11 protein-coding genes and 1 pseudogene are annotated in these 13,152 nt (G+C 67.8%); 9 read left to right on the top strand and 3 right to left on the bottom strand.

Annotation, left to right across the window (positions count from 1 at the left end; genetic code table 11):
- Nucleotides 1-549: 549 nt before the first annotated feature.
- Both xth and ACCQ16_RS19895 read left to right on the top strand, forming a co-directional pair.
- Nucleotides 550-1,329: an exodeoxyribonuclease III gene (gene xth, locus ACCQ16_RS19900; RefSeq protein ID WP_122272141.1), complete on the top strand. Its 780-nt coding sequence runs from the start codon at nucleotides 550-552 to the stop codon at nucleotides 1,327-1,329.
- A complete protein-coding gene (locus ACCQ16_RS19895; protein ID WP_008575974.1) occupies nucleotides 1,326-1,763 on the top strand; it encodes a GFA family protein in 438 nt (145 codons plus the stop codon). The genes xth and ACCQ16_RS19895 overlap by 4 nt, the downstream gene beginning before the upstream one ends.
- Nucleotides 1,764-1,824: 61 nt before the next feature.
- On the opposite strand, the gene ACCQ16_RS19890 is transcribed toward ACCQ16_RS19895, so the two are convergent.
- Nucleotides 1,825-2,076: a GlsB/YeaQ/YmgE family stress response membrane protein gene (locus ACCQ16_RS19890; RefSeq protein ID WP_005914591.1), complete on the bottom strand. Its 252-nt coding sequence runs from the start codon at nucleotides 2,074-2,076 to the stop codon at nucleotides 1,825-1,827.
- 126 nt (nucleotides 2,077-2,202) lie between these two features.
- On the opposite strand from ACCQ16_RS19890, the gene ACCQ16_RS19885 reads away from it, so the two are divergent.
- Nucleotides 2,203-2,799: a 4'-phosphopantetheinyl transferase family protein gene (locus ACCQ16_RS19885; protein WP_008575969.1), complete on the top strand. Its 597-nt coding sequence runs from the start codon at nucleotides 2,203-2,205 to the stop codon at nucleotides 2,797-2,799.
- A 16-nt stretch (nucleotides 2,800-2,815) separates the two neighbouring features.
- On the opposite strand, the gene ACCQ16_RS19880 is transcribed toward ACCQ16_RS19885, so the two are convergent.
- A complete protein-coding gene (locus tag ACCQ16_RS19880) occupies nucleotides 2,816-4,387 on the bottom strand; it encodes an alkaline phosphatase D family protein (RefSeq protein WP_277573377.1) in 1,572 nt (523 codons plus the stop codon).
- A 171-nt stretch (nucleotides 4,388-4,558) separates the two neighbouring features.
- Entirely contained in the window at nucleotides 4,559-6,187 is a 1,629-nt protein-coding gene (locus ACCQ16_RS19875; protein ID WP_277573378.1) for an alkaline phosphatase D family protein, read from the bottom strand.
- Between the two features lie 224 nt (nucleotides 6,188-6,411).
- Here ACCQ16_RS19875 and rsmG point away from each other — a divergent pair, with 224 nt between their 5' ends.
- The 6 genes and pseudogenes from rsmG (at nucleotide 6,412) to ACCQ16_RS19845 (ending at nucleotide 12,817) form a co-directional block, all read left to right on the top strand.
- Nucleotides 6,412-7,050 (top strand): 16S rRNA (guanine(527)-N(7))-methyltransferase RsmG, encoded by a 639-nt coding sequence (gene rsmG, locus ACCQ16_RS19870; protein ID WP_008575964.1) that lies wholly within the window; start codon nucleotides 6,412-6,414, stop codon nucleotides 7,048-7,050.
- Nucleotides 7,051-7,358: 308 nt separating this feature from the next.
- Nucleotides 7,359-9,176 (top strand): DUF885 domain-containing protein, encoded by a 1,818-nt coding sequence (locus ACCQ16_RS19865; protein WP_127171735.1) that lies wholly within the window; start codon nucleotides 7,359-7,361, stop codon nucleotides 9,174-9,176.
- A 146-nt stretch (nucleotides 9,177-9,322) separates the two neighbouring features.
- A pseudogene (locus ACCQ16_RS19860) lies at nucleotides 9,323-9,564 on the top strand (hypothetical protein); the annotation flags it as partial.
- A gap of 89 nt (nucleotides 9,565-9,653) precedes the next feature.
- Nucleotides 9,654-10,037, top strand: a complete 384-nt coding sequence (locus tag ACCQ16_RS19855; RefSeq protein ID WP_011349032.1) for a DUF2946 family protein — start codon at nucleotides 9,654-9,656, stop codon at nucleotides 10,035-10,037.
- Between the two features lie 54 nt (nucleotides 10,038-10,091).
- Nucleotides 10,092-11,363: a TolC family protein gene (locus ACCQ16_RS19850; protein WP_277573379.1), complete on the top strand. Its 1,272-nt coding sequence runs from the start codon at nucleotides 10,092-10,094 to the stop codon at nucleotides 11,361-11,363.
- 182 nt (nucleotides 11,364-11,545) lie between these two features.
- A complete protein-coding gene (locus ACCQ16_RS19845; protein WP_011349030.1) occupies nucleotides 11,546-12,817 on the top strand; it encodes a permuted SH3 domain-containing protein in 1,272 nt (423 codons plus the stop codon).
- The last annotated feature ends 335 nt before the right edge of the window (nucleotides 12,818-13,152 follow it).

Genomic DNA, 13,152 nt, shown 5'->3' with positions numbered 1-13,152 from the left:
TGTTCGCGGTGGTGCGCGCATACTCCGGTGCCACGGCTGAGGTCGGCACGGGTGAGTAGGCCGGCCAGACGCAGGCGGTCGCGCATGTCGCGCTCGTCAAGGCTCAGGCCGGGGAAGGCAGGCGACTGCGGTGGCGACGCGACTGCGGCGGATGACGGCATGGCCGGCGGTCTCATGGGGGTCAGGCCAGCTTATCCACTTCGACCGGGCGGGTTGCTTCACGTCAAGTGATTGAATGACGGCGGCTGTCCGGTGCAGGTGCCCGCCTCGTGCCTTCGCTCACGGGCGGCGGCGCCCGACCGGTAGCGCCCGCGCGTAGGCGCAGGCCGCTCGCCAACGTTCGGCGGCAAGCGCGTCAGTTGCGCTGATCCAGTGCGCCAGCTCGCAGGGTGGCGCCGATGACGCGCACGCCAGGCCGGCACGCGCGCCTTCCCACACACGGCACGGCAGCGCGTGGCGGAATAGCCCGGTTCCGCCACGCCGGGCTCCACCGTCCTGAGGGCGACGCATGGCGCGGTACCATTGGTGGTTTGAACCACGGTCCGCGCCATGAAGATTGCCTCCTGGAACGTCAACTCGCTCAATGTGCGCCTGCCGCACCTGCAACAGTGGCTCGCCGCGTTTGCGCCGGATGTGGTGGGCATCCAGGAAACCAAGCTGGAAGACCACAAGTTTCCCGATGCAGCGCTGGCGGCACTGGGCTACCGCAGCGTGTTCTGCGGGCAGAAAACCTATAACGGCGTGGCGATCCTGTCGCGCTCGCCGGCAGTTGACGTGCAGATGGGCATCCCCGGGCTCGACGATGTGCAGCAGCGCGTCATCGCCGCCACGGTGGATGGCGTGCGCATCATCAATCTGTATGTGGTCAATGGCCAGGACGTGGGCACCGAGAAGTACGCCTACAAGTTGCGCTGGCTCGCCGCAGCGCACGACTGGATCGCGCAGGAGCTGCAGCGGTACCCGCAGCTGGTGGTGCTGGGCGACTTCAACATCGCCCCGGACGCGCGCGACGTGCACGATGCAACGGTGTGGAACGAGCACCACATCCTCACCTCGACCGACGAGCGCGCCGCGTTGGACAAACTGCTGGCGCTGGGCTTGCACGACGCATTCCGGTTGCACAACCAGGACGCCGAGCACTTCAGTTGGTGGGATTACCGCCAGGCCGGTTTCCGCCGCAATCTGGGCTTGCGTATCGACCTGACCCTGGTCTCGGACGCGTTGCGCACGCGCGCGGTGGAATCGGGCATCGATCGCGAACCGCGGACCTGGGAGCGGCCCAGTGACCATGCGCCGGCGTGGGTGCGGCTGGCGGAGGTCGGCGCATGAGCGAACGGCATCTGCGTCGTAGCACGCACAAGGTGGGCGATGTCACGCTGGGGCCGGTGCATCGCCTGAGTTGCCACTGCGGTGCAGTGCAAATCGATCTGGATCTGCCGCATGGCCTGCTCGATCCACGCCGCTGCGATTGCTCGATGTGCCGCCGGCGCGGCGCCATCGTCGCGTCGGTCACCCTCGATGGCCTGCATGTAGTGCAGGGCGAGGAAGTGCTGCAGCTGTATCAATTCAACACGCAGACCGCAGCGCATTATTTCTGCGGCGTGTGCGGCATCTACACCCATCACCGGCGCCGCTCCAATCCCAACGAATACGGCTATAACGTCGGCTGCCTGGAAGGCGTCAATCCGTATGCGTTGAACATCGCCGTGCCGGTGGAAGACGGCGTGCACCACCCGGCCGATCGCATTGCCGCGAAAGGCTGAAACGACAACGCCCGGGCAGGCCCGGGCGTTGCGCGACGCGAGAGCGGTGTGAGGCGCTGCGTTAGCGCAGGCGGCCGCGGGTCACCAGATTGACGATGGCCAGCAAGATCACCGCACCCACCAGCGACCACACGAAGGTCCATAGCGTAATGGCCTGGTTGATGCCGCCACCAAACAGGAAACCGGCGATCAGTGCGCCCACGATGCCCACCACCACATTGAGGATGATGCCCTGCTGCGCGTCGCGGCGCATGATGATGCTGGCCAGCCAACCCACGATGCCGCCGACGATCAACCAGATGATGATGCCCATGTTGCTGATCTCCATGTTCGCGTGCACCGGAAGTGGTGCATGGGCGCCATTCAACGCAGCTGCGCGTGAAGCAGCTGTCGAGCGCGATGAACGGTGTGGCCGAATGTTCGGCTTGGTGCACGGCGCGTGACAGCGCATGCGAGCTGGCAGGTTGGCCCGGTGCAGCTGTGGCTACGCCCGCACCGCCCCGGCGAGCGTGGCGAGCCGCAGGCGCGTCAGTTGCTCGGCCCGGCCTTGGGCATCGACCCGGCAGTGGTGCCATTGCAGCGCGATGCACGCGGGCGTCCCTCGTTGCAGCCGGCGCTGCCCGACCGCGATACCGGTTGGAGCCACAGCGGCGACTATCTGCTGGTAGGGCTGGGCCAGGGCGTGCGACTGGGCGTGGATCTGGAGCGCATTCGTGCGCGCCCGCGTGTGCTGGAGATCGCGCAACGCTTCTTTCATCGCGATGAAATCGCCTTGCTCGCTGCGCTGGCGCCGGACGCACAACACGCGTTGTTCTTCCGGCTGTGGTGCGCCAAGGAAGCCTTGCTCAAGGCCCATGGGCATGGCCTGTCGTTCGGCTTGCACCGGCTTGCGTATGCGCCCGCGCCCGACGGCGCACTGCGCCTGCAGTGGTGCGATCCGGAACTTGGCCAGGCCGAACACTGGCAGCTGCACGAATGGTGGGCCACTCCAGAGTGCCGCGCCGCATTGGCGTTCCATCCGTTGGCGGGCGCGTAATCCGTCCGCCGCGTTCCTACGCCACGCCGTGCGGCAGAATCGGTTGACGGAACTGCGCCACCCTATCCAGGTCGCGCAACGTCACCGTGAGGACGCCGCTGCGGCCATCGATGTCCACTTCGCCAAAGAACTGGTAACCGGCCAGCGGCGAGGTGTTGGGCGCAGGTGGCGCTTTTTGAAACACCACGCTCGGGCCGAACGTGGCATCCAGTGCATTGGGCCCGAAACTGCCGGCATTGAGCGGGCCGCCGACAAATTCCCAGAACGGTTCGAACTGCTGAAACGCGGCGCGATCGGGGTGATAGTAGTGCGCCGCGCAGTAATGCACGTCGGCGGTGAGCCACACCGTATTGCGGATGCGTGCGCGGCTGATGAAGCGCAACAGCGTGGCGATTTCCTGTTCGCGGCCACGTGGCACGCCGGGGTCGCCATTGGCAATCGCCTCCCAGCGCGGGCGCCCGTTTCCATCTTCGCCATCTGGCACCTGCAGGCCGATCGGCATGTCGGCGGCAATCACCTTCCATTGCGCGCGCGAGCCGGCCAGTTCGCGCTGCAACCACGCCAGTTGCTCCGGCCCGAGAAACGCGGCATCGGGACCGGGCCGCGGTTGCAGGTTGTCGCTGTTGGCGCCGCGGTAGCTGCGCATGTCCAGCACGAACACATCCAGCAACGGGCCGTAGGCAATCTTGCGGTAGATACGCCCGCTGCCGTCGGCACGCACGCCGCGCATCGGCGCGTATTCCAGGAACGCCTGGCGGGCGCGCCTGGCCAGCACGTCGATGTCGCGTACCTGATAGCGCGCATCCAGTTGCTTGCCGGGCGACCAATTATTGGTGGTTTCGTGGTCGTCCCATTGCCACAGTTGCGGCACCTCGGCATTGAAGCGGCGCACGTGCGCATCGAGCAGGTTGTAGCGGTAGTTGCCGCGAAATTCGTCCAGCGTCTCGGCCACCTTGCTTTTGGCCGCGGTGGTGAGATTGCGCCAGCGCTTGCCGTCTTCCACCGTCAGCTCGGCCGGGATCGGGCTGTCGGCGTAGATGGTGTCGCCGCTGTGCAGGAAGAAATCCGGATTGCGCTCGCGCATCGCCGAGTAGATGCGCATGCCGCCGATGTCCGGGTTGATGCCGAAGCCCTGGCCAACCGTGTCGCCGCTCCAGACAAAGCGCACATCGCCACGCGCCTGCGGTGCGCTGCGCAGATGGCCGTGGACGGGCGCGCTCAACACACCGCTGTCGGCATCTTCGAAACGCACGCGATAGAAGATGTCCTGGTCGCGTGGCAGGCCGCTCAGGTCCGCACGTGCGGTGAAGTCGTGCGCCGCCGATGCGATCGTGCCGTCCACGCGCCGCGCCTGACGCAGGCTTGGGCGGGTGTCCCATTCCACCCGCAACCGCGCCGGGCGGTCGGCACGGCTCCACAGCATCGCGCGGTCGTCCAGCACATCGCCGCTCTGCACCCCGTCGGTGATGGTGGGTCGTCCCGACGGCGCGGCCAGGCTGCGCGCAGACCAAGCGGCAGTGGCCGGCAGCAACACACCGGCACCCAAGCCTTGCAGGATGCGGCGACGGGCGGGATCGGAGACGGTCATGCGTGTCCTTCAGGCGGCTGCGGCTGCGTGCAGGTGTAGCGCCGCCGTCTTACCGCCACGTGTCCGTGACCGCCCCCGGGCGCGTTAACGCGATGGGCCGCACAGTGCGCCGCGAGCAGGATGCCGCGCGCACCAGCCTCGGGGCAGTGCGTCCGCGGCTGCCGCCCCGGCTCAGGCCTCCACTGCGCCGGGTCTGCCGTCCTCCACCACGAAGCGCTTGGTGGTCGACACCGTGGCGTTGCGGTCGCGCCGATCGGAGATGCCCTGCAGCCGGGTTTCCATCTGGCCCGGCGTAAGCGTCACCGACACATAGCCGCGCGTTTGCCCGTCCACGTAGTGCACATGCGGGTTGGCTGCCATGGTCGCGTGCAGTTCGTCGTTGCTCTGGCCGTCGGAGGTGATCGAAGTGCCGACGAATTCGGTGGCCAGCGTTGACGACGCGTCGTCGGCCGGATCGGCCTTCAGGTCGGTGACCCAATACGAGTGGATGTCGCCGCCCCAGAACACCGGGTTGCGCAGGCGCGTCTTGGCAATCGCATCGAGCATGCGGTCGCGCGTGGCCGGGTAGCCGTCCCAGCCATCGGTCCAGTGCCCGACCACGCCGTCGCGCCCAGCCTGTCGCATCGGTGCCACCAGCAGATCCTGCGCAATGACGTTCCAGCGCGCTGGCGACTGCGCGAAGCGGCCATGCAGCCAGCGCTCCTGCTCCCAGCCGAGCATGGTGCGCTGCGGGTCGGTGCGCTGGCGGCAACTGTCGGCCACCACATGGCCGCCGCGCCAGCCATTGGCCTGCGGGCAGGGTTGCTCGCTGCGGTACTGGCGGCCATCGAGCACGTAGAAACGCGCCAGCTGGCCGTAATCGAAGGAGCGGTAGATGCGCATGTCCGCGCCGTGCGGGCGATGCCGCGCACGCAGCGGGAAATGTTCGTAGAAGGCGCGGTAGGCGGCAGCGCGCCGGGCCAGAAAGGTGTCGACCGGAATCGAGGGGTCCTGCGACCAGCGATTGGCGTAATCGTTCTGTACCTCGTGGTCGTCCCAGGTCGCCACGCAGGCGCTGCCGGCGTGCAGCGCCTGCAGGTCCGGGTCGGTGCGGTAGAGCGCGTAGCGGTTGCGGTAGCCGGCCAGATCCAGGCATTCGCCGCTGCCGTGCGGGCGCACGATCTTGTGCGCCGCCTCGCCGTGGTTGCTGTACTCGTAGATGTAATCGCCGAGGAAGAACACCAGGTCCGGCTGTTCCGCGGCGAGGTGGCGGTAGGCACTGAAATACCCCAGTTCCCAGTGCGAGCAGGAGACAAACCCGAACCGCGCTGCGTCCGGCGTCCGATGCGCCGCCGGCAGGGTGCGCGCACTGCCGATCGGGCTGCGTGCACCCAGGGCCTGAAAGCAATACCAGTAGGGACGATCGGCCGCCAAACCGGTGAGCTCCACGTGCACCGCGTGGCCCCAGACGGGGCTGGCGATGGTCTCGCCCTGGCGCACGATGGTGCGCATCTGCGGGTCGCTGGCCACCTGCCAGCGCACCGGCACCGCTGCGCGCAAGCCGCCGCGTCCGTCCGGGTCCAGCGGGCGGGGTGCCAGCCGTGTCCAGAGTACGAAGCCATCGGCCAACGGGTCGCCGGCCGCAACGCCCAGCGTGAAGGGATCGGCACTGCCGCTGGCGCGTGCGAACGGGCTGAGCAGCCCCGCCGCGGCCAGGCTGGCGCCGGCAATGAGGATGCGCCGCCGGCTCGGATCCGGTGGCGCCGGCGTGGCAGCGCAATCAGGCAGGGGTGAGGCGGCAGACGGGTCGATCACAGGCATGGTCAAAACGGCAGGCAAGCAGACACGACCATGCTGTGGCCACGGCATGTCCGTTTTGTGTCACGTGTTGCAGCGTCACTGCCGGTGGTTCAGCACAGCCAGCCACGGCGCGGCCGGGCAGCACGCGGCAGGGCAACGGCCTGCCGAGGCAACCACGCCATTCCCAGCCGCGATGCAAAGATCGGTGCGCGCATGCCCGCCAGCCCAGCTGCGATAATCGCGCCATGAACGATGCCGCACTCGCCCCCGATGTCTCTGCCGCGCTCGAACGCGGCCTGCAGGCCCAATCCCTGGATGCGGCCTTCGCCGCACCGCTGCTGCGCTACCTGGCCCTGCTGGTGCGCTGGAACAAGACCTACAACCTGACCGCCGTGCGCGACCCGCGCGAGATGGTCACCCGCCATCTGCTCGATTCGCTGGCCATGCAGCCCTACATCGCCAGCGGTACCCTGGCCGACCTGGGCACCGGCCCCGGCTTGCCCGGCATCCCGCTGGCGATCACCCGCCCGCAGCTGCAGGTGACGCTGGTGGAAAGCAATGGCAAGAAGGCGCGCTTCATGCGCGAGGCCTTGCGCCATCTGGAGTTGGGCAACGCCCGCGTGGCCGAATCCCGTGCCGAAGCGCTGGACGAGCCGGCCGCCTACGACCACCTCACCGCGCGCGCGCTGGACACGCTGGCCGGCATCATCGCCGTCGGCGGCCACCTGTTGCGCCCGGGCGGCAGCCTGTTGGCGATGAAGGGTGTGTACCCGCACGAGGAAATCGCCGCATTGCCGGCCGGCTGGACCGTTGGCGAGGTGCACCCGCTGCAGGTCCCCGGCCTGGAGGGCGAGCGGCACCTGGTGGTGGTGCGCAAGGGCTGAGCCGAAGCCGCGTCGGCCGGTCTCAAGCGGCCCTCACCACGACCCTCTCCCGCAGGCGGGGGCGATACCGCACTCACCAAGAGCGTCTCGTCCTTCCCTGACAAACCTAAAAGTCCCTTCCCCCGCCTGCGGGGGAAGGTGCCCGAAGGGCGGATGGGGGCAGTCCCCCTGACACGCCCGTCAATAACAGGGCAGCACCGACACTCCAGCCATGCCCCTGCACCAGCCCGTGTTGGGACTTCCGGCCCATGGCAGCACGACCGGGTGCTGCCATGATCGGGCGTTCGCTCCAGATCAGGCTTCCGCACGTGACCTCTCCGCTCGCCGCCGCACTCTCGCTCGCCCTGCTGGGCGCAGGCTTCGCCGCCCCCTCGGCGCAGGCCGCCACGCCACCGGCCCCGGCCACGCTCACCGCCGAGGCACCGGCCGATGCACGCTTTCGCGCGATCTACGAGAAAGAGTGGGCCTGGCGCCAGGCCGAGACCGGCCAGGCCGACGAAGACAGCGACACCACCGGCGACAACACGCATCTGCCCGATGTCAGCGCGGCCGCGCAGCAGGCGCGTCTGGCGGTATGGGACGGCGTACTCAAGCAGCTCGACGGCATCGACCCGAAGCAGCTCTCGCCGGCCAACCAGATCAACTTCGCCATCTACCGCCCGCAGGTGGAAAACCTGGCGGCCGAAGTGCGTTTGCGCCTGTACGAAATGCCGTTCAATTCGGATAGCTCGTTCTGGTCGAATCTGGGCTTCATGGCGCAGCGGCCGATGAAGACCGCGGCCGAGTACCGCGCCTACATCGCGCGCCTGAACGATGTACCGCGCTATTTCGACCAGCAGACGGTCAACATGCGCGCCGGCCTGGCACGCGGATTCAGCGTGCCGCGTGCCGTGCTGGACGGGCGCGATGTCTCCATCGCCACCGTGGCCGATGTCAAGGACCCCACCGAATCCACTTTCTACGCGCCGTTCAAGCAGCTGCCTGCGCAGATCCCGGCGGCCGAGCAGGCGCAACTGCGCGAACAGGCCAAGGCCGCGTTGCGCACCGCCGTCCTTCCGGCGTACAGCAAGCTGCTGACGTTCTTCCGCAACGACTATATGCCCAAGGCGCGCACCACGCTGGCGGCCGAAGCACTGCCCGACGGCAAGGCGTTCTACCGGCAGCAAATCCGCGAATACACCACGCTGGAACTGACGCCCGAGCAGATCCACCAGATCGGCCTGGACGAAGTGGCGCGCATCCAGACCCAGATGAACGCCATCATCCAGCAGGTGGGTTTCAAGGGCAGCTTCGCGCAGTTCCTGGCCTTCCTGCGCACCGACCCGCAGTTCTACGCCAAGACCCCGCAGGAGTTGCTCGATCGCGCCGCATGGATTTCCAAGCGCGTGGACGGGCAGGTGGGCAAGTTCATCGGCACGCTGCCGCGCGGGCGCTTCACCATCAAGCCGGTGCCCGACGATATCGCCCCGTTCTGGACCGCCGGCCGCGGCGGCGCCACCACCTATTGGGTCAACACCTACAACCTGCCATCGCGGCCGCTGTACAACCTGCCGGCGCTGACGTTGCACGAGTCCTCGCCGGGTCATTCGCTGCAGGGGTCGCTGGCGCTGGAGCAGGGCGAGCAACCGGCGTTCCGGCGCGAGAACTACATCTCTGCTTACGGCGAGGGCTGGGCGCTGTACACCGAAAAGCTCGGCCAGGAGATGGGCATCTACGAAACCCCGTACGAAGAATTCGGCCGGCTTACCTACGAGATGTGGCGCGCCTGCCGATTGGTGATCGACACCGGCGTGCATCACGACGGCTGGAGCCGCGCGCAGGCACTGGCCTATCTGCGCGACCGCACCGCGCTCAGCGAGCACGAAGTCACCACCGAAGTGGACCGCTACATCTCCTGGCCAGGCCAGGCGCTGAGCTACAAGCTGGGCGAGATCACCATCGTCAAGCTGCGCGCCGAGGCAGAAAAGGCGCTGGGTGACCGCTTCGACATCAAGGCCTTCCACGATGTGGTGCTGCGCCAGGGCTCGGTCACCTTGCCCGTGCTGGAGCAGCAGGTGCGCGCCTTTATCGCTGAGAGCAAGGCACGCCCGATAGACGCCAAATCGGCCGGTCGCGCGGCGCCGTGATGCTGGGTCGCATTGCCGACCGCCGGCCAACCTTCTAGTGCGGTGAGGGCATCGCGCCCTCAAGGTCTTCGCGTTTGCTGCAGGACCCTTGCCCGCCCACCATCGCGGACACGTCGCAAGTACGTCCATGTAGGCTCCGTGGCGGCATTCCATGCCGCCAGGGTCCCACGACGGTAGGCGGGCAAGGACCAGTCGCGTTGGTCGGTGTGCAGCGTTTTCAACAAGCAACCAGCAGACCACCGGACGCGGCTCTCGCTCTTCAGTAAGAATCACCAGCCAACTGTCTGGTGCGGTGTCCTCGCCGCTTGCGGCATGGATGCCGCCATCGAGCCCCCATGGACGGGTTGACGGCGTGTCCCGCGAGCGGCGAGGGCACCGCGCGCTCGAACCACCGAGCTTTGAAAGCCACCGAGCGCATCAAACAACGCAACACCCCGTGCAATTGTGTAACCACCCCGGCCCCTATACGCTGCGCCCATGCTGCTTCCTCGCGCCCGCCTGTCGCACCCGTTGCTCCGCCTGATGGCGTTGCTGGTGCTGGTCATGGGCGTGCTGGTTGCACCGGTCGCCTGCGCACTGGGCGATGTGCATGCGCTGGCGCACGATCAGGCGCATCTGGACGACACCGCACCGCATGGCCATGACGGTGCCGACGAAGGCGATGCCGGCGAACGCGACGGTGCCGGTTTGCTGCATGCCTTGATGCACAGCGGCTACTGCCACGGGCATAGCCCGGCCATGCTGCCGGCGTTGGCCTGGGGCCCGTTGCCTGCGCGCACGCACGGGCAGCCGCCCGTGCTGACCACCGCCTACCGCTCGCATCTGAGCGAGACCGGATTGCGTCCTCCGATCGCGGCCTGATGCATCGCCGGCAGCTGCCGGCCTGTCCATCGATCCCGATTCCGGAGACACCTCATGTGGTTGCGACTGACGGCGCTTGCCGTCTTCGCGGTGGTGCCGTGCGCCAAGGCGCAGGACCTGCCGCCCAAACCCGTGCTGACCCTGGACGACGCCATTGCACGCGTCGCCCGCCAGCACCCCGATCTGCGCCTGGCCGATGGCCAACGTGCGGTCCTCAGCGCCGAAGCCGAGCGCGACGCACTGCGTCCGCCGTTGCGGATCGGTGCCGAACTGGAAAACGTGTTCGGCACCGGTCCCACCCGCGCGCTGGACCAGGCCGAACTCACCGTCACCCTGGCCGGCGTGCTGGAACGCGGCGGCAAGCTCGACGCACGCCGCACCCTGGCACAGGCCCGCATCGATGCGCTGGCACCGCAACGCGCCCTGGCCCGGCTGGACGTCTTGGCCGAGGTGGCACGGCGTTACCTGGCCATCGGCATGGCTGCGCAGCGGCACGCGGCGGCACTCGAAGCGCTGGCCCAGCGCCAGCGCACCGTCAGTGCTGCGCGCCAGCGGCTGCAGGCCGGCGCATCGCCCGAATCGGTGCTGCTGACCGCCCAAGCCCTGCAGGCGCGCGCAGAACTGGAGCGCGATCGCGCGCAGCAGGAGCTGCTGGCCGCACGCCGCCAGCTGGCGGTGTTGTGGGGCGATCGCACGCCGGACTTCGGTGCGATCACTGGCGACCCGTTGCAGCTGCCGGCGATTCCCGAGTTCGAGGTATTGGCGCAACTGCTCGACGCCACGCCGGAACTGGCACGCTTGAACGGCGAGCAACGCGTGCGCGAGGCACGGGTGCACTTGGCACGCAGCCAGGCGCGCCCGGATCTGGACTGGCAGGTGGGCGTGCGCCGGCTCGAAGGCAATGACGCCACTGCATTGCTCGGCAGCGTCTCGCTGGCATTGGGCAGCGCTGCACGCGCGCAGCCGGAAATTCGCGCCGCCGAAGCGGAGCTCTCGTTGCTGGACATTGAACGTCAATCGCAGGCGCTGACGCTCTACGCCACGCTGGCCGATGCGCATGACCGCTACCGCGCGGCACAGCTGGAAGTGACGCGCATGCGCGAGGATGTACTGCCGGCGCTCGCACGCGCCGATGCCGCCGCCGAGCGCGCCTATCGCGCCGGCGCCACCAGTTATCTGGACTGGGCGCAGCTGCAGGCGCAACGCAGCGATGCACGCCAGCAGCAACTGGCTGCCGCATTGGAAGCGCAGACCGCGTTGATCGAAATCCAGCGTCTGACCGGGCAGCCGTTCGTGCGCGAGCCTGCCGCGCAGGTGACGCCATGACTGCTGTTTCGGTACTGCGTTTTCATGCCGCGCGTGAGGGCGTTGGCGGAATCGCCGCATCTGCAGCGATGTCGGCACCCAGCGCTCGCCAAACGCTGCCCACGCCAGGCGCTCCTTCTTCGCAACCCACTTCCATTCGTTCGCCCGACGCAGTGCGTCGGCGCCAACCAGGACCACCTTCGATGACACGTTTCATGATTGCGCCGCTGCTGCTGGCGCTGGTGCTCAGCGGCTGCAGCCGCAACAGCGACGCAGCGCACGAAGACCACACAGGGCACGCCGCCGAAGGCGAGGCGGGCGCCGATGCGCACGCTGATGAAGCCCAGACCGGCACGCACGGCGGGCGGTTGCTCAGCCAGGACGGCGACAGCGTGGAGCTGGCCATCGCCGAAGACGGCACGCCGCCTACGTACCAGGCCTGGCTGTACCGCGATGGCAAACCATTGCCGGCCACCGCCGGCAAGGTGGAGGTGCATCTGACCCGGCTCGGCGGTATCAATGAAGTGCATCGATTGCAGCCGCGCGACGACGGCAGTCTGCTGGCCGACAGCACGGTCGGCGAACCGCATTCGTTCGATGTGGAGGTGCGCGCCACCGTGCAGGGCAAGACCCATCGCTGGGCCTATCCCAGCTATGAAGGCCGCACCACCATCGCGGCGAAAGTCGCGCAGGACGCCGGCATTCGTGTTGCGCCGGTGGGCGCCGGCAGCATTGCCGACCAGCACGAAGTGCAGGGGCTACTGACGCCGGCAGAAGGCGCGCAAGCGCAGGCGACCGCGCGTTTTCCCGGCCCGGTACGCAGCCTGCGCGTCAACGTGGGCGACCAGGTACGCGCCGGTCAGGTGCTGGCCACGGTGGAGAGCAATCTGAGCCTGACCACCTATTCGGTGAGCGCACCGATCAGCGGCACCGTGCTGGCGCGTAATGCCAGCCTGGGCAGCAATGCCAGCGAAGGCCAGGCCTTGTTCGAGATCGCCGACCTGTCCACCTTGTGGGTGGATCTGCACATCTTCGGCGCCGACGCCGGGCATATCACCGCCGGCGCACCGGTGACGGTCACGCGCATCAGCGATGGCGTCGTGGCGCAAACGAACCTGGAGCGTGTATTGCCCGGCACGGCGACGGCGAGCCAGAGCACGGTGGCGCGCGCGGTGCTGCGCAATAGCGATGGTTTATGGCGGCCTGGCTCTGCGGTGAAGGCGCGGGTCACGGTGGCGCAGCAACCGGCAGCGATGGTGGTGCCGGTGGGGGCGTTGCAGCGGTTCCGCGACTGGGACGTGGTGTTTGTACGGGTGGGCGATGTCTACGAAGTGCGGCCGGTGAAGCTGGGGGCGCGCGATGCGCAGCAGGTGCAAGTGTTATCGGGCTTGGCGGTAGGCGATGCGGTGGTGGTGGAGCAGAGTTATCTGGTGAAGGCCGATATCGAAAAGTCGGGGGCTTCGCATGATCATTGATCGCGTTGGTTTGTGTGGCAGTGCGTTGTCGAGTGGGGGCGTTTGTTTGGTGCAGGGGAATGTGCCACGTCCAAGGCCTTCGCGCCCTCTTGGGCTAGGGCGGGGGCGTTCGCGGCCCTTCGGGCTGGAGCAGAGACTTTCGCGCCCCTCCGGGCTAGGGCAAAGGCTTTCACGCCCTGTCGGGCGCGAGTCACTTTTCTTTGCTTGTGCAAAGAAAAGTAACCAAAAGAAAGCACACCCCGTCCTCGCGCCCTCCGGGCCTGCGGCGCTGCGGGTTCGCAAGGCCGGCAGAAATTTTTGTAAGGGACGTCCCTGTCCCTTACAAAAACGTCGCG

It is taken from the genome of Xanthomonas sp. NCPPB 1062 (genome assembly GCF_041481705.2).
In the GTDB taxonomy this organism is placed as follows: Bacteria; Pseudomonadota; Gammaproteobacteria; order Xanthomonadales; family Xanthomonadaceae; genus Xanthomonas; species Xanthomonas euvesicatoria.
Note: the sequence above shows the minus strand (reverse complement) of the source record. Positions and strands in the feature narration are given on the sequence as shown.

Excerpts from the sequence above, each read along its gene's own strand:
- xth (WP_122272141.1), top strand. The coding sequence starts at position 550 with ATGAAGATTGCCTCCTGGAACGTCAACTCGCTCAATGTGCGCCTGCCG.
- ACCQ16_RS19880 (WP_277573377.1), bottom strand. The coding sequence starts at position 4,387 with ATGACCGTCTCCGATCCCGCCCGTCGCCGCATCCTGCAAGGCTTGGGT.
- ACCQ16_RS19890 (WP_005914591.1), bottom strand. The coding sequence starts at position 2,076 with ATGGGCATCATCATCTGGTTGATCGTCGGCGGCATCGTGGGTTGGCTG.
- ACCQ16_RS19875 (WP_277573378.1), bottom strand. The coding sequence starts at position 6,187 with ATGCCTGTGATCGACCCGTCTGCCGCCTCACCCCTGCCTGATTGCGCT.
- ACCQ16_RS19855 (WP_011349032.1), top strand. The coding sequence starts at position 9,654 with ATGCTGCTTCCTCGCGCCCGCCTGTCGCACCCGTTGCTCCGCCTGATG.
- ACCQ16_RS19845 (WP_011349030.1), top strand. The coding sequence starts at position 11,546 with ATGACACGTTTCATGATTGCGCCGCTGCTGCTGGCGCTGGTGCTCAGC.
- ACCQ16_RS19850 (WP_277573379.1), top strand. The coding sequence starts at position 10,092 with ATGTGGTTGCGACTGACGGCGCTTGCCGTCTTCGCGGTGGTGCCGTGC.
- rsmG (WP_008575964.1), top strand. The coding sequence starts at position 6,412 with ATGAACGATGCCGCACTCGCCCCCGATGTCTCTGCCGCGCTCGAACGC.
- ACCQ16_RS19895 (WP_008575974.1), top strand. The coding sequence starts at position 1,326 with ATGAGCGAACGGCATCTGCGTCGTAGCACGCACAAGGTGGGCGATGTC.